Origin of the sequence: Arthrobacter sp. 179, assembly GCF_052379645.1 — a bacterium.
Taxonomy (GTDB): Bacteria; Actinomycetota; Actinomycetes; order Actinomycetales; family Micrococcaceae; genus Arthrobacter_H.
In genome coordinates this window covers 38792-58582 of the sequence record NZ_JBQSYU010000016.1, presented here as the reverse complement: position 1 = coordinate 58582, position 19791 = coordinate 38792, and the positions used below count along the sequence as shown (strand labels likewise).

The window sequence follows — 19791 nt, the reverse complement described above, 5'->3', positions numbered from 1 at the left end:
AACGAACTGGAAGTGAATAACTCGGTGTTATTCGAAAAGGTCTGGTAGCAAACCTTGACGAAACATGTTCCCTCCAATTTACAATGAATGTTAAGTGATGCGCCACTCACTGAGGTATATATCGAAGAATTCGTGGCGACCCACACAAGGAGAAGACATTGAAAAAGCTTGTTGCAGCGCTCGCGGCCACGGCCGCCCTGGCGGCCGGTTCGGTTCTGGCCGTCGGCGATTGGCCCCACGTCACCCCCAACGTCGGTGACTGGCCGCATTCCTCTGTAGCAGTCGGCGACTGGCCACATGCCACCATCAACGTCGGTGACTGGCCGCACGCCACGATCAATGTCGGGGATTGGCCGCACTCGGCAGTTGCCGTGGGCGACTGGCCGCACGCCACGATCAACGTGGGCGACTGGCCGCATTCGACGGTGGCCGTCGGCGATTGGCCGCACGCAGCCATCGCCTGATCCCGGGGTTCCGGAAGGAACGCCGCAGGAGCATTGATGTCAGAAGGAAATGGTCCGGTCCCTCCGGGGGCCGGACCATTTTCGTGCGTGCCGGACGCTAGTTCAGGCTGTCCTGCCACGCGTCATGCAGGGCCGCGAAGCGTCCGCCGGCCCGCACCAGTTCGTCGGGAGTGCCGTCTTCGACGATCCGTCCGTCATGGACCACCAGGACCCGGTCGGCGATCTCCACGGTGGACAGCCGGTGGGCGATGATCAGGGCCGTCCGTTGGCCCAGCAGCGTCTGGAGGCCGCGCTGGACCAGCCGTTCGCTGGGGATGTCCAGGGAGGAGGTGGCCTCGTCCAGGATGAGCACCGCAGGGTCGGCCAGGAAGGCGCGGGCGAAGGAGATCAACTGGCGTTGGCCCGCGGAGACCCGACCTCCGCGCTTATTGACATCGGTGTCGTAGCCGTCGGGCAGGGACTTGATGAACTCGTCGGCCCCCACGGCCCGGGCCGCCAGGACGATCTCATCGACGGAGGCCCCTGGTTTGCCCAGGGCGATGTTCTCGGCCACGGTTCCCGAGAACAGGAACGCCTCCTGGGTCACCATGACCACGGCCCGGCGCAGGTCCTCATTGGCCAACCGGCTCAGCTCGACCCCGTCCAGGGACAACGACCCGTCGGAGAGGTCGTAGAACCTGGCGATGAGCTTTGCCAACGTCGATTTCCCGGCGCCGGTCTGGCCCACGACGGCCACGGTCTGGCCGGCGGGGATGTCCAGGTCGAATCGTTCCATGATCACCGGCCCGTCCCCGTAGCCGAAGACCGCCTGCCGGAATTCGATATGCCCGGTGGGCTCCTCCATCGGCTCGGGCTCCACCGGTTCCACGACCGTGGGTTCCTCCTCGAGCAGCCCCGACACCTTTTCCAGGGCCGCCGTGGCGGCCTGCAGGGAGTTGTAGAACATGGCGATCTGGTCCACGGGCTGGAAGACCCGTTTGCCGGCCAGCAGCAGGCCGATGAGCGTCCCGACGTCCAGGGTCCCCTCCAGGACCCGGAAGCCGCCGAAGAGCAGCAGGGCGGCCACCGTCAGGTTCCCGATGAGGACCAGGGACGGTTGCAGGACACCGAAGAGGTTGATGGAACGGATGGAGTTGTCACGGTAGTCGTGGGCGACCTTGCGGTAGCTCTCGTTGTTCTCGCGTTCCCTCCGGAAGGCCTTGACCGCACGGATCCCGGTCATCGTCTCCACGAAGGAGGTGATCAGCCGGGCGGAGAAGACCCTGGACTCGCGGTAGACCAGTTCGGAACGCTTCTGGTACCACCGGAAGATCACCGAGATGGGGATGAGCGCGCAGAGGATGACCAGCCCCGAGCGCCAGTCCAGCAGGAAGATGCTCACGGCGGTGAAGGTGATGAACACGATGCCGGAGGCCAGTTCCGAGATGCCCTGATCCAGGAGTTCGCGCAGCGTCTCCAGATCCGAGGTCTGCCGGGAGATGATTCGTCCGGAGGTGTACTTCTCGTGGAACTCCAGGCTGAGCAGTTGGGTGTGCCGGAAGACCCGCATCCGCAAGGTCAGCAGCATGGCCTGGCTGACCTTGGCCGTGCAGAGGTTGTACCAGCCCAGCAGGATCCCCGCGAGCAGTCCGGCCACGATGTAGAGCCCACCCGTGAGGGCGAAGGGGGCGGTGTCCCCGTCCATCAGCCGGGGCAGGGCCCAGGAGATGGACCATGCGACGATCAGCGGGAAGGAGGCCCGCGCCAGGTTGGAGACGATCACCAGCACCACGGTGAGGCTCAGGAGGGGTTTCTGCGTGGCCGCCAGTTGTTTGAGCAGGGCCCAGGACCGGGACCTGACCCGGGCCCGGTCCTCGCGGCCGAGCAGGATCTGGTCTTCGTTCTCGACGCCTCGGGTGCCGCTCATGCTCCGGGCCCCTTTCCGGTGTTGGTCTGCAGGACGTCCTCCACCGTGGGCGGGTCGTCCAGGCTGGCGATCACGTAGCGGTAGTGGGCGCTGCGGTTGAGGAGCTCGGTGTGGGTTCCCACGTCGTCGATCCGTCCGTTGCGCAGCAGTGCGACCCGGTCGGCGAGCATCACGGTGGAGGGCCGGTGGGCGACGATGAGGGTGGTCATGTCGGCGACCACCGCCCGCAGGCGTTCGGTGACGGCCTCCTCGGTGCGCACGTCCAGGGCCGAGAGCGGGTCATCCAGGACCAGGACGCGGGGTTTGGCGGCGATCGCCCGGGCCAGGGCGATGCGTTGGCGTTGGCCCCCCGACAGGGACAGCCCCTCCTCGCCGATGACCGTGTCGACGCCATCGGTGAGATGGTGGGCGAACTGGGCCTGGGCGACGTCGAGCGCCTCCGCCAGGGCCGTGCGGGGGTCGGTCCCCGGGGGGAGGGAGGCGCCCAAAAGGATGTTCTCGGCGATCGAGGAGGAGAACAAGGTGGTGTCCTCGAAGGCGACGGATACCGCGGTGCGCAGCTCGGCGAGATCGTAGTTGCGCACGTCCACGCCGTCGATGGCCACGGAACCGCCGGAGGTCTCATACAGTCGGGGGATCAGCTGCAGCAGGGTCGACTTGCCGCTCCCGGTGGTCCCCACCAGGGCCATGGTCTCTCCGGGTTCGACCTCCAGATCGACCCCGTCCAGGACCGGGGCGCTCCCGGGGCGGGCATCGGGGTAGCTGAAGGAGACGTCGTGCAGGCTCAGTCGTCCGTCGGGGCGTTCCGGGTGGATCGGGGTGGCGGGGGAGTCGATGGTGTTGACGGTGTCCATGACGTCGAAGTGGCGATCCAGGGCGGTCTTGGTCGTCAGGGTCATGCCCAACAGCATGCCGATGCCCTCCACCGGGGCGGCCAGGACGGCGGCGGTGGCGAAGAAGGTCGTCAGGTCCCCGACGTCGAGTTGGCCTTGGGCCGTGAGCCAGATGCCCACCAGCAGGGCCGCCCCGAGGGTGACTTCGGGGATGGAGACCACGAACATCAGGAAGCCGGAGAGCGTGCGGGCCTTGCTGATTTCGGTATCCCGCAGGCGCCTGGCCCGGACGCCGAATCCCTCGAGGGCCTCGCTGCCGCGGCCGAAGGCCTTGATGACCCGGATGCCGTGGACGGATTCCTCCACATTGGTGGCCAGGTCGCCGGCCTGGTCCTGGCTGAGCCGGCTGGCGATGCGGAAGACGTTGCGGAAGTAGAAGGCCCGGATGGTGATCGGGATGGCCCCGACCAGGTAGATCGCCCCCAACAGCCAGCTGCTGGTGAACATCAGCGTGAGCCCCACCAGGACGGTCACCGTGGAGACGATGAGCATGATCGAGCCGAAGGCCAACCAGCGGCGGAGAAGCCCGAGATCGGCCATTGACCGCGAGAGCAGCTGGCCGGACCCCCATTTATCGTGGAAGGCCACGGGGAGTCGTTGCAGATGCCGGTACATCCCCACGCGCAGATCGGTTTCGATGCGTGCGGCAGGGGTGATCACGAAGATCCGGCGGAAGAAGACCAGGACCGCTTCGGCCAGGCCCAGGGCGGCGACGATGCCGACACTGAACCAGACGTCGGCCGATGAGCCACCGGCATGCAGGACGGACTTGACCATCTGGCCCAGGACCTGCGGGATCGTCAACGCGACCACGCCGGCTCCGAGGGCGCAGAGGAACCCCGCGAAAAGGCGGGGGACGTAGGGGCGGACCTGGGGGCCGAGCCGGCTCACGGTCTGCCAGAACGACGCTGGGGCTTGGGGTTGTTGCTGACTATTCTGGTGTTGCACCACGGAGGGCGTCCTCGATCTGTTGTGTTTGCCTACAGCAATCAAAGACAGCGTACAACCACCGGTTGGGTTTCATCAATCAGCGAGGTGTCGTGGTCCACCGGGAGCGTGGATCGTGGGCCCGGAGGCGCCGGGAGAGGATTTCCGACGTGGTTCCCGGGCCATTGTCACGAGGGTTTCAGTCGCGGGCGGTCAACGTCAGCAACACGGCCTCCGGTGGGCAGGCGATGCGCACCGGGGCGTATCTGGAGGTCCCGATGCCTGCCGAGACCTCCAGGGGGACGGTCTTGCCCCGGTGCTCCCATTCGGTCAGACCGCGGGCCCGCCAGGTCGGCAGATCGCAGTTGCTGACCAGGGCGCCGTAGCCGGGCACGCAGATCTGGCCACCATGGGTGTGGCCGGCGAAGATGATGTCGGCACCGGAGTCGGTGAACTGGTCCAGCACCCGCTGGTAGGGGGCATGGGTCAGGGCGATGCGCACATGGGGTGCTTCGCCGGCGGTGGAGGAACCGCGGGGCCAGCCGGCGAACTGCTCGAGCTTCAGGTGGGGGTCGTCCACGCCCGAGAAGTCCAAGCGGACCCCGTTGAGCGGTTTGGAGATGGCCCGGTTGGTCAGATTGGTCCAGCCCGCGGCGCCGAACCCTGCATGCATCTGCTGCCAGGGCAGCGTGAATTTGGCCAGGTTGCGGGGCTTGTCCCTCCCGCCGGTGAGGTAGCGCAGCGGATTCTTCAGACGCGGGCCGTAATAGCAGTTGGAGCCCGGCACGAAGACCCCGGGGAAGGCCATCAACGGCTCAAGGGCCTCCAGCAGTTCCGGGACCGCATCGCGGTGGCTGAGGTTGTCGCCGGTATTGACCACCAGGTCGGGGGCCAGCCCGGCCAGGGAACGAAGCCAGCGTTTCTTGGCATCCTGGCCCGGCACCAGATGGATATCGGACAGATGAAGCACCCGCAGGTCAGGCATCCCCGGCGGCAGGAGCTGGACGGTCTCGTGGCGGATGGTGAACGCGTTGCGTTCCAGCAGCCCGTAGCCGATGGCCAGCCCGGCCAACGAGGCCCCGATGCCGGCCGCGGCCCCCGCGACCGGGACCACCCGTTTGACGGCCTGCGTGATGTCCTGTGATGCGCCCATGGCGTGGGTGCCCTCCCTCGTCCTAGCCGTTAATCGTCGTCGTTGTTGTCGTCACCGGCGTCACCGGCGGGACCGTTGTCCGGCGAATCGCTGTGGTCCGGGGATTTGCCCGGCTTCGAATCCTTGCTCCCGAAGCCCTTGGCCGGATAGTAGTCGATGACGTCCTTCGTGTATTCAAGCCACAAGGGCGCGGCCAGGGTCGAGGAGTCGGGGTTGGAATAGCGCTTGCCGTTGATCTCCACGCCCTTGATCTGCGCGTTCCCATCGAAGCGGCCCGTCCAGGCAGCGGTGGCCATGCCCGTGCTGTAGCCCACGAACCAGGTGGAGGACGCGGTGTTGTTGGTGCCGGTCTTGCCGGCGATCGGCTTGTCGATGGTGCCCTTGGCGACACGGGTGCCGGCGATCCGTTTCAAGGTGCCGTTCAGGTTGGCGATGACCTGCTCGTCGATGACCTGCTCGCAGGATTCGCCGGGGACCTTATAGGAGTTTCCGGCGGCGTCGGTGACCGAGGTCAGGGCCCGGTTCTTGCAGTATTCGCCCTTATTGGCGAAGGTCGCGAACGCGGTGGCCTGGGCCAGCGGGGTGATCGGATCCGCGCCGATCACGAACGAGGGGTTGGCCCCGGTGATCGGTTTGCCGGTCGCGGCGTTCAAGAGCCCGACCCGCTCGGTGACGTCGGCGATCTTGCACAGGTCGAGCTGGGAGGCCTCGTTGACGGTCGCGGTGTTGATGGACCAGTACAGTCCGTAGTCCGCGGTCATCGGTTTGCGGAAGCCCGCGTCGAAGTTCTTCGGTTCGTAGCCGCCGTCGACGGTCACGTAGCCCTTGGGCATGCAGGAGGCCTTCCAATGGAAGTTCGCGTCGTACAGCCGGCGTTGGGCGTTGACCTTGTCCCACATATGCCGGCCGTCCTCCAGCCAGGCGATCGCGGTGTAGGGCTTCATGGTCGAGCCGCCCTGGAAGCCGTTGGTGCCGCCCATGGAGCGGCCCGCGGTGAGGTTGTAGGTCGTGTATGACGAATCGTCCGGATCCGAGCCGTACTTCTTGTTCTGGGCCATGGCCAGGATGTTGCCCGTGCCCGGTTCCACGGTGACGATGGCCGAGCCCATGTTGGAGCTGTCGTCGGCGGGAATGGTCTTCGTGGTTTCCTTTTCCGCTTCCTTCTGCAGGCGCGGATCCAAGGTGGTCTTGATGGTCAATCCCCCGCGGTAGAGCAGCGTCTCGCGTTCCTTCTTCGTCTTGCCGAAGGCCGGATCCTTCATGATCTCGTGGGAGACGTAATCGCAGAAGTAGTTCGCCGACTTGGCGGCCACGCATCCGGATTTCACGTCCTTGGGCTTCAACCCCAATTTCGTCTTCACGGCCTTGTCATATTCCTTCTTCGTGATCGAATCCGTCTTGAGCATGGCACCGAGCACGGTGTTGCGGCGCTTGAGCGTCAGATCGGGGTTCTTGATCGGATCGAAGGTGTTCGGCCGCTGGACCATCCCGGCGAGCATGGCCGACTGCTGGATGTTCAGGTCCTTGGCATGGACGGAGAAGTAGCGTTCCGCGGCGGCTTCGACACCGTAGTTGGTCCCGGAGAAGAGCACCAGGTTGAGATATCCCTGCAGGATCTCCTTCTTGGTGAATTCCTTTTCCACGGAGATCGCCAGCTTGGCCTCGCGCAGCTTATCGGCGAGGTCCTTGGTACCGGAGTAGGTGATGTCCGATTTATCGGCACCACTGAGGAACTTGGCGTTGATCAGCACGTTGTTCACGTACTGCTGGGTCAACGTGGAGGCGCCCTGCTGCGAGGAGCTGGTGAAGTTGTGCGCGGCAGCGCGGGCGATGCCGCGCAGGTCCACGCCGTTGTGCTCGTAGAAGCGTTCGTCCTCGATGGAGACGATGGCGTTCTGCATGTCCTTGGAGATCTCGTCGAGTTCGACCGGCGTGCGGTTCTCCGCGTAGAACGTGGCCAGGGTCGTCCCGTCCTTGGCCACGACCTTGGACGGCTGGGACAGCGGCTCCTGTTTCAGCTCCGCCGGCAGTGCGTCGAAGAAGTCCATCCCGATCGCTGCGGTGGAGCCGGCCACGGAGGCTGCGGGCACCAGCATTCCGGCAGCCAGGACCCCACAGAGTGCACTGACCCCGAAGAAGGCCACGATCTTGCCGAGGGTGGTTGCAGTGTTGAAGAAGGGGGACTTTCTAGACGCCATGCGGACCAGTTTAGCCGGAGGGGCTAACGTATTCGGTATGACGAAATGGGAGTATGCGACTTTACCGCTGATAATTCACGCCACGAAGCAGATCCTGGACCAATGGGGAGATGACGGTTGGGAGCTTGTCACCGTCATTCCCGGGCCCGACGGCAATGCTCCAGTGGCCTATCTCAAACGCCCCAAGCAGTAGTCCGAAAGGAAACCTGAAATCGTGGAAAACCAGCCTTCATCCGCTGTCGAACAGCGTCTTGCGGAACTCGGGATGACCCTGCCCCAGGTGGCAGCACCCGTGGCCGCCTATGTGCCTGCAGTGATCACCGGCAACCTCGTGCACACCTCGGGACAGCTGCCGTTCATTAACGGCGAACTCACAGCAAACGGAAAGGTCGGTGCGCAGGTCGACGCCGATACCGCCAAGGAACAAGCCGCCACGGCGGTGCTCAACGCCATGGCCGTGGTGAAATCGATGATCGGCGACCTCGACCGGGTCACCCGGATCGTCAAGGTCGTCGGATTCGTTTCCTCCGACCCGTCCTTCACCGGCCAGCCGGGCGTGGTGAACGGGGCGTCCGAGCTGCTGGGCACCGTCTTCGGCGATGCGGGCATTCATGCCCGGTCGGCCGTCGGCGTGGCGGCCCTGCCGCTGGACGCCTGTGTCGAAGTTGAATTGATTGCCGAATTCAGCTGATTCGTCACGACCCGTCGTCGGGGGCGTGTCCGGTCGGGGCGGGGGACCGCGTCCAGCGGAATCCGCCACACCCCGCACCGGCATGCTCCGGCGACTTTTTCCGCTCCCGCCGTCCCAATACGGGGCGGCGGAGAGTTGGATCACCTATGGCAGCCGCACCCCGCGTGCCGCCCGGAAGGCCTCGTCCGTCGTCTTGTTGAGGGACTCGCCCCGGGGGGTGGAGACCTATCTCACGTACCGCCCGGGCGGTTCCCCGCTGGGGTCGGTGGCCTTTCCCGGCGGAAGCTTCGAAGCCGGCGACGACGAGAACACCGACTGGTTCGGTCCGTCGCTGGGCTGGTGGGGCGCCCAACTGGGGGTGCTGGACCACCGCTTCGCCCGGAGCCACATCATCTGCGCGGTGCGCGAGCTCTTCGAGGAGACCGGTATCCTGCTGGCCGGTTCCGACGCCCTGTCCATCGTGGAGAACACCAACACCACCGAATGGATGCAGATCCGCGAGGCCGTCGCCGGACAGGACATTTCCTTCACCGCGATGCTGGCCAAGCGGGGGCTGGGACTGCGGACCGACCTGCTGCGTCCGCTCTCACATTGGATCAGCCCCGATTTCGCCCACCGGCGTTTCGACACCCGCTACTTCGCCGCGGCCTTGCCGCCGCAGCAACAGGCCCGCCTCCTGCAGGGCAAGGGGGTCTGGGGCGCCTGGAAGTCAGCCGCCGAGGTCCTGAAGGGCCGTGCCACCTCGTCTCTGGGTGATGAAGTCGACCAGCAGGACACCCGCGGGCAGGAACTGAGCAGGATCACCACACCCGCCGTGGAGTTCATCCTGGAGAAGGTGGCCACCACCCGCGGCACGGTGGCCTATCTCTCCCATCGCCGCCGGATGAAGTCCTACCACCCCAAGCTGACCCAGGTCGAGGGGTCCTTCTACCTCGACGTCAGCATCAGTACCGCCACGGAGGGCGGAGCCGGCGCCCGCGGACGCTGAACCGGGTCCAACGTGGCCGAGCCCTGCAGCACGGCCGGCCCGGCGCTTAAACGAACGACCCCCACCCCGGGACCCCGTCGTGGGGCGTCCCCGGTGGCGGGGGTGGAACGAGGGGCGGTGGGTACCGCCCGGAGGCTACGGCCCTAGCGCGAACGCTGGCGTAGACGCTGGATGTCCAGGATCACCACGGCGCGGGCTTCGAGCCGGAGCCAGCCACGCTGGACGAATTCCGCCAGGGCCTTGTTCACCGTCTCGCGGGAGGCCCCGACCAGCTGGGCCAGTTCCTCCTGGGTGAGTTCGTGGGCGACCAGCACCCCGTCGGTGGCCGGGCGGCCGAAACGGTCCGCCAGATCCAGCAGGGCCTTGGCCACGCGGCCGGGGACATCGGAGAACACCAGATCGGCCAGCGACTCGTTGGTCCGGCGTAGACGGCGGGCCAACGCCTGGAGCAGCTGCACCGAGACCTCCGGGGAGTTCTGCAGGACCTTGCGCAGGTTCTCGTGGCGCAGCCCGGCCAGACGGGTCTCCGACACGGCGGTTGCCGTGGCGTTGCGCGGGCTGGGGTCGAACAGGGCCATTTCCCCGAAGAGTTCACCCGGACCGAGGACGGCCAGCAGGTTCTCCCGTCCGTCCGGGGCGGTACGCCCGAGCTTGATCTTGCCCGAAACGATGAAGTAGAGCTGGTCGCCCTGATCCCCCTCGCGGAACACTGATGCCCCGCGTGACAAATCGACCTCGATCAATTCCTCGGTCAGGGCGGCGAATACTTCGTCGCTGAGCGTCGTGAATAGTGGTGCCCGGCGCAGTACCTCGATGTCCATGAATTCTCCTTGCAAGTGTGATGGCGCTTGTCCTATTGTGCCGTAGTCAGAACCGATGTGACACCTTCCACAACGATAGTGGCATGATTTCAGCCCTCAGCACCAATGTTTGACCCGGGCGTGCCCGTAGACTGATGGAGCCGTGCGGGCACCGGCGCCTGCCGGAAACCCGCCGCAGCCCCACGCGACGGTAGGAGATATTGGTGATTTTCGGGTTCAGCTGGCTCGACATCCTGCTGTTGCTGTCGTTCGTCGCCTTCCTGATCTCGGGTCTGCGCAAGGGATTGTTCGTCACCCTGGGCGGGGTGGTCGGCCTGGTGGCCGGCGGGGTCGGAGCCTTCTACGCGATCCCCTTCGTCTCCAGCTGGGTCACCACGGCCGGCTGGCGGGTCTTCTGGGTCATCGCCACCGCCGTCGTCCTGGTGCTGCTGGGACATTCCATCGGGGTGGCGGTCGGCAACCGGGTGCGCCTGCTGCTGAACTTCCCCGTCATCAAGACCTTCGACCGGCTCCTGGGCGGGATCACCAACGTCGTCGTCGCGGCCCTGGTGATCTCGGCGATCGCCTTCTCCGCCGCGAGCATGGGCCTGCCCTTCCTATCCCAACAGATCGCCTCCTCGCAGGTGATCAGCACGATCCGCAATGCCACCCCCGACCCGGTCTCCTCGGCGATGGCCAAGGCCCGCTCGGTGGTCATGGGACAGTCCATCCCCGATCTGATCGAACCCTTCGCCCCGGCCCCCGACGGGGCCGCGGCGGAGGCGGAGCCGGAAGCCATCAACACGGTGGAGGAGTCGGTGGCCAAGATCACCGGGACGGCCTTCGCCTGCGGGGTCAACCAGACCGGCAGCGGCTTCGTCGTCGCGCCGGACCGGATCCTGACCAACGCGCATGTGGTCGCTGGTATCGCCGAACCGGTGGTGAACACCGCCGACGGCCGGGCGCTCCCCGCCCGGGTGGTCCACTTCGACTCCACCCAGGATCTGGCCGTGCTGGCGGTGGACTCCCTGGGACTGGATCCGGTGAAGGAAGGCCGGGATCTATCCACCGGGGATTCGGCCACCTACATGGGCTACCCCGAAGGCGGCCCGTTCCAGGCCCGGGGCGCCATCGTCCAGTCGCTGCGCAGCATCTCGGTGCAGAACATCTACGGGGCGGACGCCTCCACCCTAGAGATCTACCAGCTCGGCGCCGACGTCCAACAGGGCAACTCCGGCGGCCCGCTGCTGGACGATGCCGGGAAACTGGTCGGGGTCATCTTCGCCAAGGCCAAGGGCGACACCGAGGTGGGATATGCGCTCTCGCTGCAGGAAGTCGGCCCGGTCCTGGAACAGGCCTCCGACTATTCCGAAACCGTGTCCACCGGGGCCTGCTCGGCGCACTGAGCCCTTCAACCGATCCAATCCAGTGTGGCCCCGTGCTGACCGGTGTAGGCCAACGGGACCGAGTCCAGGGCCAGCGTGAACCGGTCCCCCTGGACCGAGTCGACGGTCCGGCCGGCCTCATCGAGGAAGAAGTTCTCGTTGGAGAGCCACCGGCAGTCCAAGGACCTGACCGAGGCGGCGAAGCGGGCCCGGTCGGCCGGTGACAGATAGGCCAACACCGCCGAATGGAAGACGACGGCGGCATGGGTGTCCGGCACCCCGGCCACCAGCTCGGCGACCCGGTCGTTCAGGTCCCCGGCCAGCAGCGTCGGCCCTTCAGGGCCCAGGGACGCCAACCTCCCCAACGCCGCGCGCAGGGTGGCCAGCCGGTCCTCCTGCCCCGGCCAGACCAGGCATTCAAGCCAGCGGACCGTGGAGGCATCGGTGCCGTCCAGCGGGTTCAGGTCCACCCCGGTCCGCGAGGCGACCCGGGGCAGGGCCGGGGGCAACGGCGGATTCCCCGTGGTGGTGCAGCGCAACAGGGGGCTCCCGGTGCCTAGTCGGGGGCCGTCGTCGTACTCATAGGAGTAGAGGTCGGGCAGCAGGCAGAGCCCGGCGGAGGGGCCGACCTCGATCAGGGCCAGGGGCCGTTCCTCGGCCGCGGCGATCAGCCCCAGGGCCGGAAGCAGGGTGGCGCACCGGCGCGGTTCGTTGGTCTGGGTGCGCCGGGCCAGGACCACCTCGGCGACCTCGGACCAGCGGTCGCGCAGGAACCGGGCCAGGGTGTCGGCGTCCTGGTCCGGACAGCCCAGGAAACGGCTGGCCGCGAACACCAGATTGGGTTGGCGTTTGGCCGCCGGCAGGGTCGCCACCAGTGCGGCCAGCTCCCGGTCGGCGGCGACCCGGGAAGCCCAGGCGGCATAGAGCGGTGAATGTCCGGCGAACCAGTGCCGGGCGAACTGGTCGTAGATGGCCGCGGTCGCTGCCACCGGCTCGTGCGTTTCCTCCATGGGCTGCTCCTGCCTGGTGGGGGTCCTTCAGCTCAGGGTAGACCGGCGAGCTGGTCGATGGCATACCCATATCCATTGAGGCCCGCCCCGATGATGATCGCGGTGGCGACGGGGGAGATGAAGGAATGATGACGGAATTCCTCCCGGGCGTGGACGTTGGACAGGTGGACCTCGACCACCGGAAGCCCGACCGCCGAGATGGCATCGGCGATCGCCACCGAGGTATGGGTGTAGGCCCCGGCATTGAGGACGATGCCCGACGCCGTATCGCGGGCCGCCTGGATGGCATCGACGAGCACGCCCTCGTGGTTGGACTGCAGGAAATCGGCCGCCAGGCCATGTGCGGCGGCCCGGTCCCGGCACAGGGCCTCGACGTCGGCCAGGGTCGCGGTGCCGTAGATCCCCGGTTCGCGGGTTCCGAGCAGGTTCAGGTTCGGCCCGTTCAGGACCAGGACGCGGCGGGGTTCCGAAGTGGTGACAGTCATGCCCTCATTAAACCCCCACGCCCCGCCTACACATGGTGTATGACGGGGCGTGGCAGCAACAGTGTCCCGGCGGGGCGGAAAGTCCCCGCCGGGACCGGGTGGATCAGTGGCGCACGGAATCAGCGATTTCCTGCATCACCGAGGCGTCCGCCAAGGTGCTGGAATCCCCGACCTCACGACCCTCGGCGACGTCCTTGAGCAGGCGGCGCATGATCTTGCCCGACCGGGTCTTGGGCAGCTCGGGGACCACGAAAATATCGCGGGGTTTGGCGATCGGGCCGATCTGCTTGCCCACGTGGCTGCGCAGCAACTGCACGACGTCCTCCCCGTTGCGTGCTTCGCGCTGGAGGATGACGAAGGCGTAGACGGCCTCCCCGGTGGTTTCGTCCTTCGCCCCGACGACGGCGGCCTCGGCCACCAGGTCGCTGGACACCAGCGAGGACTCGATCTCGGTGGTGGAGAGCCGGTGGCCCGAGACGTTCATGACGTCGTCGACCCGGCCCAGCAGCCAGAGGTCGCCGTCCTCGTCGCGTTTGGCCCCGTCGCCGGCGAAGTACATGCCGTCGAAGCGGGACCAGTAGGTGTCCTTATAGCGCTGCATATCGCCCCAGATGCCGCGCAGCATGGCCGGCCAGGGGTCGCGGATGACCAGGTAGCCGCCCTCGCCGTTGGCCACCGCTTCGCCGTTCTCGTCGACCACGTCGATGTTGATGCCCGGGACCGGGACCTGGGCCGACCCCGGCTTGGCCGCCGTGACGCCCGGAAGCGGGGCGATCATGTGGGCGCCGGTTTCGGTCTGCCACCAGGTATCGACGATCGGCGTCGGATTCTCCTTGCGCTCCCCGTTGGCCCCGGCATTGGAACCGATGACATCGCGGTACCACATCCAGGCTTCGGGGTTGATCGGTTCGCCCACCGACCCCAGCACGCGCAGCGAGGAGAGGTCGTAGCCGTCGGGGATGTCGCGGCCCCATTTCATCATGGTGCGGATCGCGGTGGGGGCGGTGTACAGGATGGAGACGCCGTACTTCTGCACGATCTCCCACCAGCGGCCCTGGTGCGGGCTGTCGGGGGTGCCCTCGTAGATGATCTGGGTGGCACCGTTGAGCAGCGGGCCGTAGGTGACGTAGCTGTGGCCGGTCACCCAGCCGATGTCGGCGGTGCACCAGAAGACATCCGATTCGGGGTGCAGGTCGAAGGTGTCGCGGTGGGTGACGGCGTTCTGCACCAGATAGCCGCCGGTGGTGTGGATGATCCCCTTCGGCTTGCCGGTGGTCCCCGAGGTGTAGAGGACGAAGAGCGGGTGCTCGGAGTCATGGCCTTCGGCGACATGCTCGGGCTCGGCGGTGGCCACGACGTCGTCCCACCACACATCGAGTCCCTCGGTCCAGGCGACGTCTTCGCCGTTGCGCTTGACCACCAGGACGTTCTGCACCGAGCCGGCGCAACCGGCCACCGCCTCGTCGACGGCCGGCTTCAGCGTGCTGGGCTTGCCCCGGCGCCAGGTCCCGTCGGCGGTGACGACCAGCTTGGCTTCGGCGTCGTCGATGCGGCTGCGCAGGGCGTCGGCCGAGTAGCCGCCGAAGACGACCGAGTGGATCGCGCCGATGCGGGCGCAGGCCAGCATGGTGATGACGGCCTCGGGGATCATCGGCAGGTAGACGGCGACGCGGTCGCCCTTGCCCACGCCCAACGAGCCGAAGGCGTTGGCGGCCCGCTTCACCTCGGCGGTGAGCTCGGCGTAGGTGTAGCGGCGGGTATCGCCGGGTTCGCCTTCGAAGTGGATGGCGACCCGGTCGCCGTGGCCGGCTTCGACGTGCCGGTCCAGGGCGTTGTAGGCGGCGTTGACCTTGCCTCCGACGAACCACTTCGCGACCGGGGCTTCGGACCAGTCGAGGGTTTCGGTGAAGTCGGTCTCCCAGGTCAAGGCCTCCCGGGCCCGATCGGCCCAATAACCCAGCCGGTCCTCGGCTGCGCGCTGGTACAACTCCTCGCGGGCCACCGCCTGGGCCGCGAATTCGGCGCTCGGCGCGAAGCTGCGGTCCTCATGGGAGAGGTTATCGAGGGTGGAGTGCTTGTCCGACACGGTGCGGATCCTTTCGGCGCGGAATTAAGTGCTGTGAGTCAGGTTACAACCGATCGCCGCTCGTGGTGGCCTCGATCACGCAGTGAGACGCCCACCGTGCGGATTCTGCGGTGAACGGTAGCCCCGAGGCGCCCCGGAGGCTGAAATGGCGTCGGAAAGGGTGCGGCGTTGGCCGTCCCCCGCCGATAGGCTGGGACCCACAGTCGATTGCAGACCGTCACGAAGTGGGCGGCGAAAGGAGTCATCGTGGCTAGTTCCTCCGCCGATTCGTCGGGGGCCGCCCCGGCCCTGGCCGGTCCCTTCACCCTGCGCGAAGTCGTGGTGATGGCCGGTGCCTTGCTGCTGCTGGTGGGATCCGTGTTGCCGTTCCAGATCGGCGCCGGCTCCTATGCCAACGTCTGGAACCATCAGACGACCGCCTTCAACCAGTTCATCTCGCTGGCCCTGCCGCTGATCATCGGCGGGGCGTTCGCCTGGCGCCGGCTCGCCGGCAGGACCAAGGTGACCGCTGGTTCCCTCACCCTGGACCAGCTGGGTTCGGTGGTGTCCCTGCTGGGGATCCTGTACTTCTTCATCTCGTCGGTGATGTCGATGAACCCGGCGTTCCTACTGGGACTGGTTGGCGCACTGGTCATGGCCGCAGGCACGACGGCGGCCCCCTACATTCCCGGGTTCGTGCTTGATTTCGCGCCCGGTCAGACGGCCCTGCTGACCCGTCCGATCCGCCCCAGCGCCCCCCGCGCCGACACCCGGCCCGCGGAGTCGAACGCCCCGGCTGCGGCCACCCCGTCCGCCACCGGAACGGAACCGTCCACCGCGGACCGGCCGCACGATCCGACGGCGGAGGCCACGGTGGCGACCGCACTGGCCGCCGGACACAGCACGACGCCCGAACCGGTTCCGGGTGCCTGGCCGGTATCCGCGGACGCCGACCGGGCCGCCGACACCACGGACGGCGTGGACCCGCAGCCCGCCGCGGCAGAACCCGATGAGCCCGAGGAGCCCGAGGCGCACGAAGGACCCGAGGCACCCGCAGCGTCGGAGCCGTCCGAGCCCGCCGGAGGAGGCGAGGAACCTGAGGCAGCGGGACCCTCCACCGATGCGGGGGCCCTGCCGGTCGTCGCCGATCGCCGGTCCCCGGCCGTCGAGGAGGACATCGTGGGAACCCCGGCAGCGCAGGAACCCGCCGCCGAAGCCCCGGCACCGCAGACGACCGTGCATCCGGTGGCCGCCGGCAGCGACACCGCCACCCGGCAGGACGCCGAACAGTCCTTCGCCGCCACCAGCGGAGGGAACGCCGCGGCCTCCACGGCCTTCTGGTTCGCCGTCCCCGACCGCCGCACCGCGGTCAACGAAGCCACCGGCCGCAACTCCTTCGTCCTGGAACCGGGGGAGTGGATCCTGGCCCTGGAGGACCGTGGATATGAATTCCTCGTCCAGACCTCCGACGGTGCGGTCGGGGTCCTGCGCGATCTGAGCCGGATCGAGCGAGCCTGACCGTGACCGCCGAGCGCCCCCTGAAGGCGACGCCCCGTGACCGGGAAACGATGATCGGGCTCAAACGCCGGGCCCGGAAGATCAACCGGGTCCTGGCCGAAACCTACCCCTATGCCGTCCCCGAACTGGACTTCGAGAACGCCTTCGAACTCATCATCGCCACGGTCCTGTCCGCCCAGACCACCGATGTGCGGGTAAACGCGGCCACCCCGGCGCTCTTCGCCGCCTACCCGGACCCGCTGTCCCTTTCCGAGGCCCAGCTCGAGGACGTCCAGGAGCTGGTGCGCTCCACCGGGTTCTACCGGACCAAGGCCAGCAACATCATCGCGCTGGCCCGGGCCGTGGTCGACGAGTACGACGGCGTGGTCCCCTCTCGTCTCGAGGATCTGGTCACCCTGCCGGGGGTCGGGCGCAAGACGGCCAACGTGGTGCTCGGCAATGCGTTCGGCCTCCCGGGCATCACCGTGGACACCCACTTCCTGCGGTTGGCCCGCCGACTGGGGTGGACCCTGGAAACCGATCCGGTCAAGGTCGAGCATGCCGTCGGGGAGCTCTTCGAAAAACGTGATTGGACGATGCTCTCGCATCGGATCGTCTTCCATGGCAGGCGCATCTGCCATGCCAGGAAGCCGGCCTGCGGCCAATGCCCGATCGCCACGTTGTGCCCGTCCTACGGGGAAGGGGAAGTCGACCCGGTGAAGGCGGCGAAACTGCTGAAATATGAGCTGGCGCCCGGACGTGAGGACCTGCTGGATTTGATGCGGTCGGGCACATCGCGGCGCGAACTGCGGGCGCTGGGCTTCGGGTTGGGCGCATGAACGCTCGGCAGACCAACGGCCAGGCGGCCCCCGGACGGCAGGTGACATCGGGGCTGGCGCGCGAGGACCTGCTGGAGGTGATCGAACGCCACCGTCCGATGGCCGAAGCCGGTGACGCGGGGGTCAGCAAGATGCCCTCCTCGTGGATGTTCGATGGCATGGACCACTCCCGGGCCCGCCGGGCCGCGGTGCTGATCCTTTTCGGGCGGTTGGACGACATCGATGCGACGGCGGCACCGCTGACCGCACCCGCGGATCTGGACGTGCTGTTCGTCGAAAGGGCGGCGACCCTGCGCAATCATCCGGGACAGGTCGCCTTTCCCGGCGGGGCCATCGACGACACCGATTCCTCCAGCCGGGCGGCGGCGCTGCGCGAGGCCGAGGAGGAGACCGGGCTGGACCCGGAAGGCGTGGAGATCCTGGGGCAGCTGCCGCCGGCCGAACTTCCCGTCACCAACTTCGTGGTGACCCCCGTGCTGGGCTGGTGGAAGCTGCCCTGCGAGGTCTTTGCCGTCGACCAGGGGGAATCGGCCTCCGTGTTCCGTGCCCCCGTCGCGGATCTGGTGGATCCACGGAACCGGCTGAGCATCGAAGTCAGCCGCAGAGGCCAGCAGCACCGGTCGCCGGCTTTCGACCTGCAGGGCCGGCTCATCTGGGGGTTCACCGGGATCGTGTTGTCCCGGCTGCTCGACGACCTGGGATGGTCCCTTCCCTGGGATCCGTCCAGGACCAGACCCCACCCGTTCTCCTGATCGGAGGGGCTCAGTCGGCGTCGGCGTAGGATTCCACGACGGTGACCCCGACGGGGAACTGCACCGGGACGGTGCCGAAGAGCAGTGTTGCCGCCCGCTCGGCGGCCTCCTGGACCATCACCGAGACCCGTTCGGCCGCTTCGCGGGGGACATGGAGCATCACTTCGTCGTGCAGGAAGAAGACCAGTGCGCCGTCGTCCCGTCCAGCGGCCCGGGCGGCCCGCAATCGCAGGCGGATCTCGGCCAGCCAGCACAGGGCCCACTCCGCGGCGGTTCCCTGGACCACGAAGTTCCGGGTGAACCGCCCCCGGGCCCGGGCCGCCGCATCGGCCCGGCGTTGTTCCTCGGCGGAGGCGGCACGCTGCCCGGTGAGCCAGGCCTGCGAGGCAGCGGGGGAACCACGGCCCAGGAAGGTCTGCACGGACCCGCCGGATTCCCCGGTCCGGGCGGCCCGTTCCAGCACCCCGATGGCCTGCGGGAACGTCCGGGTCAGCTGCGGCATGAGGCGTCCGGCCTCACCGGTGGTGGAGCCATACATGGCCCCGAGCATCGCGATCTTGGCGTGGGCACGATCCCCGCCGAACCCCTTTTCCGCGATGCCCTGGTAGAGGTCCTGCCCCCGGGCGGCCTCCGCCAGCGGGGTATCGCGACCCAGGACGGCCAGGATGCGCGGTTCCAGCTGGGCGGCGTCGGCGACGACCAGCAGATGCCCGGGGTCGGCCCGGGCGGCATCGCGGATGGTGTGCGGAATCTGCAATGCCCCACCGCCGCGCGACGCCCACCGTCCGGTGACCACCCCGCCGACCACGTACTCGGGCCGGAAACGGCCCTCATGGATCCACTCGTCCAGCCAGACCCACCCGTTGGCCGAATGCAGCCGCGAGAGCTTCTTATAGCGTTGCAGGACCTCCAGGGCCGGGTGGGAGAAGTCGCGCAACTCCCACTGGCCGGTGCTCTTGGCGTCCACGCCCACGCGGTGCAGGGCCTTCAGCAATTCGTGGGGGGAGTCCGGGTTCAGTCCCGGGGCGCCCAAGGCGGCACGCAGCTCGGCAGCGACCTCCTCCATCCGCGGCGGACGAACCCCGGGGGCGGGGCGGGGACCCAGCTGGTCGACCAGGAGCTGTTCGTGGACCCCGCGGTTCCACGGAATGCCCTGGTGCTGCATCTCCGCGGCCACCAGGGCACCGGCGGATTCGGCGGCCAAGAGCAATTGGAGCCGACGCCCCGGCTGGCTGCCGGGTACGGAACGCTGCTGTTCCCGGAATTCTGCGGTGACGGCCTCGATGGAGGTCTGATCGTCCTTCGGCTCGGAAAAGAGCGCCCCCTGGTTCTCCGGCACCCGGGCCGGCGGCAGGGACCAGGCGGGTTCGCCGCCGTCGTCCCCCGCGGCCCCGTCCGCCCGCAGGGAAGCCAGATATTCGGTGTTCGTCGCGGCCGGGGCATGACGCAGGATGGTGCGGTTCAGGCTCAGGTCACTGGCCCGCTCCACGGTGCACCCGGCGGCCAGCAGGCCCGGATACCAGTCGCTGGTGCGCCCCCAGACCCAGCGCAGCCGCCGTGGCCCCAATTCCTGGACGGCACCGGCCAATTGGTCACGGAGCAGGACGACGGGGTCGGCCTCGGCGACACCGGACCCATCCAATAACTGCACGACGGCGGTGGCCGCCCCCTGGTCGGGGGCCGCCTGGGCGGTGGAATGGGTGGCAAGGACTGCATAACCGGGCACCGTCCCATTCTG

Annotated in this window: 16 protein-coding genes; 7 read left to right on the top strand and 9 right to left on the bottom strand. The window is 67.6% G+C overall.

Going from position 1 to position 19791, the window contains the following annotated elements:
* The first annotated feature begins 158 nt into the window (after window positions 1-158).
* Window positions 159-464, top strand: a complete 306-nt coding sequence (locus ACT3UE_RS10850) for a hypothetical protein (RefSeq protein WP_444553400.1) — start codon at window positions 159-161, stop codon at window positions 462-464.
* A 97-nt stretch (window positions 465-561) separates the two neighbouring features.
* Here ACT3UE_RS10850 and ACT3UE_RS10845 read toward each other — a convergent pair whose 3' ends face one another.
* The 4 genes from ACT3UE_RS10845 to ACT3UE_RS10830 all read right to left on the bottom strand — a co-directional run bounded on the left by ACT3UE_RS10845 (window position 562) and on the right by ACT3UE_RS10830 (window position 7541).
* Window positions 562-2370: an ABC transporter ATP-binding protein gene (locus ACT3UE_RS10845; protein ID WP_444553399.1), complete on the bottom strand. Its 1809-nt coding sequence runs from the start codon at window positions 2368-2370 to the stop codon at window positions 562-564.
* Window positions 2367-4154 carry an ABC transporter ATP-binding protein gene (locus ACT3UE_RS10840; RefSeq protein WP_444566677.1) on the bottom strand — a complete coding sequence of 596 codons (1788 nt, stop codon included), beginning with the start codon at window positions 4152-4154 and terminating at the stop codon, window positions 2367-2369. The genes ACT3UE_RS10845 and ACT3UE_RS10840 overlap by 4 nt, the downstream gene beginning before the upstream one ends.
* Window positions 4155-4389: 235 nt before the next feature.
* The gene (locus tag ACT3UE_RS10835; RefSeq protein ID WP_444553397.1) at window positions 4390-5343 is read right to left on the bottom strand and encodes a metallophosphoesterase; all 954 of its coding nucleotides are present in this window, start codon (window positions 5341-5343) and stop codon (window positions 4390-4392) included.
* A gap of 29 nt (window positions 5344-5372) precedes the next feature.
* On the bottom strand, window positions 5373-7541 hold the full coding sequence (locus ACT3UE_RS10830) for a transglycosylase domain-containing protein (RefSeq protein ID WP_444553396.1): 2169 nt from the start codon (window positions 7539-7541) through the stop codon (window positions 5373-5375).
* Window positions 7542-7806: 265 nt separating this feature from the next.
* On the opposite strand from ACT3UE_RS10830, the gene ACT3UE_RS10825 reads away from it, so the two are divergent.
* The gene (locus ACT3UE_RS10825; protein WP_444553431.1) at window positions 7807-8232 is read left to right on the top strand and encodes a RidA family protein; all 426 of its coding nucleotides are present in this window, start codon (window positions 7807-7809) and stop codon (window positions 8230-8232) included.
* Between the two features lie 82 nt (window positions 8233-8314).
* Complete coding sequence (locus ACT3UE_RS10820) at window positions 8315-9220, top strand: NUDIX hydrolase (RefSeq protein ID WP_444553395.1); 906 nt, start codon at window positions 8315-8317, stop codon at window positions 9218-9220.
* Between the two features lie 143 nt (window positions 9221-9363).
* On the opposite strand, the gene ACT3UE_RS10815 is transcribed toward ACT3UE_RS10820, so the two are convergent.
* Window positions 9364-10041, bottom strand: coding sequence for a Crp/Fnr family transcriptional regulator (locus tag ACT3UE_RS10815; protein WP_444553394.1), 678 nt, complete (start codon window positions 10039-10041; stop codon window positions 9364-9366).
* A 203-nt stretch (window positions 10042-10244) separates the two neighbouring features.
* Between ACT3UE_RS10815 and ACT3UE_RS10810 the strand changes: the two genes are divergently transcribed.
* Window positions 10245-11426 (top strand): MarP family serine protease, encoded by a 1182-nt coding sequence (locus tag ACT3UE_RS10810; RefSeq protein ID WP_444553393.1) that lies wholly within the window; start codon window positions 10245-10247, stop codon window positions 11424-11426.
* A gap of 5 nt (window positions 11427-11431) precedes the next feature.
* Here the strand turns inward: ACT3UE_RS10810 and ACT3UE_RS10805 are convergent, their stop codons facing one another.
* The 3 genes from ACT3UE_RS10805 to acs all read right to left on the bottom strand — a co-directional run bounded on the left by ACT3UE_RS10805 (window position 11432) and on the right by acs (window position 14986).
* The gene (locus tag ACT3UE_RS10805; RefSeq protein ID WP_444553392.1) at window positions 11432-12415 is read right to left on the bottom strand and encodes a DUF2332 domain-containing protein; all 984 of its coding nucleotides are present in this window, start codon (window positions 12413-12415) and stop codon (window positions 11432-11434) included.
* A gap of 32 nt (window positions 12416-12447) precedes the next feature.
* Window positions 12448-12900: a type II 3-dehydroquinate dehydratase gene (aroQ, locus tag ACT3UE_RS10800; RefSeq protein ID WP_444553391.1), complete on the bottom strand. Its 453-nt coding sequence runs from the start codon at window positions 12898-12900 to the stop codon at window positions 12448-12450.
* A 103-nt stretch (window positions 12901-13003) separates the two neighbouring features.
* Window positions 13004-14986: an acetate--CoA ligase gene (gene acs / locus ACT3UE_RS10795; RefSeq protein ID WP_444553390.1), complete on the bottom strand. Its 1983-nt coding sequence runs from the start codon at window positions 14984-14986 to the stop codon at window positions 13004-13006.
* A gap of 246 nt (window positions 14987-15232) precedes the next feature.
* Here acs and ACT3UE_RS10790 point away from each other — a divergent pair, with 246 nt between their 5' ends.
* From ACT3UE_RS10790 to ACT3UE_RS10780, 3 genes are read left to right on the top strand one after another with little or no spacing between them, the layout of a single operon-like run.
* A complete protein-coding gene (locus tag ACT3UE_RS10790; RefSeq protein ID WP_444553389.1) occupies window positions 15233-16483 on the top strand; it encodes a hypothetical protein in 1251 nt (416 codons plus the stop codon).
* Window positions 16484-16533: 50 nt separating this feature from the next.
* Window positions 16534-17301 (top strand): endonuclease III, encoded by a 768-nt coding sequence (gene nth / locus ACT3UE_RS10785; RefSeq protein WP_444553430.1) that lies wholly within the window; start codon window positions 16534-16536, stop codon window positions 17299-17301.
* Complete coding sequence (locus ACT3UE_RS10780; RefSeq protein ID WP_444553388.1) at window positions 17298-18053, top strand: NUDIX hydrolase; 756 nt, start codon at window positions 17298-17300, stop codon at window positions 18051-18053. The genes nth and ACT3UE_RS10780 overlap by 4 nt, the downstream gene beginning before the upstream one ends.
* Before the next feature lie 10 nt (window positions 18054-18063).
* On the opposite strand, the gene ACT3UE_RS10775 is transcribed toward ACT3UE_RS10780, so the two are convergent.
* Complete coding sequence (locus ACT3UE_RS10775; RefSeq protein ID WP_444566676.1) at window positions 18064-19779, bottom strand: bifunctional 3'-5' exonuclease/DNA polymerase; 1716 nt, start codon at window positions 19777-19779, stop codon at window positions 18064-18066.
* Window positions 19780-19791: the final 12 nt, after the last annotated feature.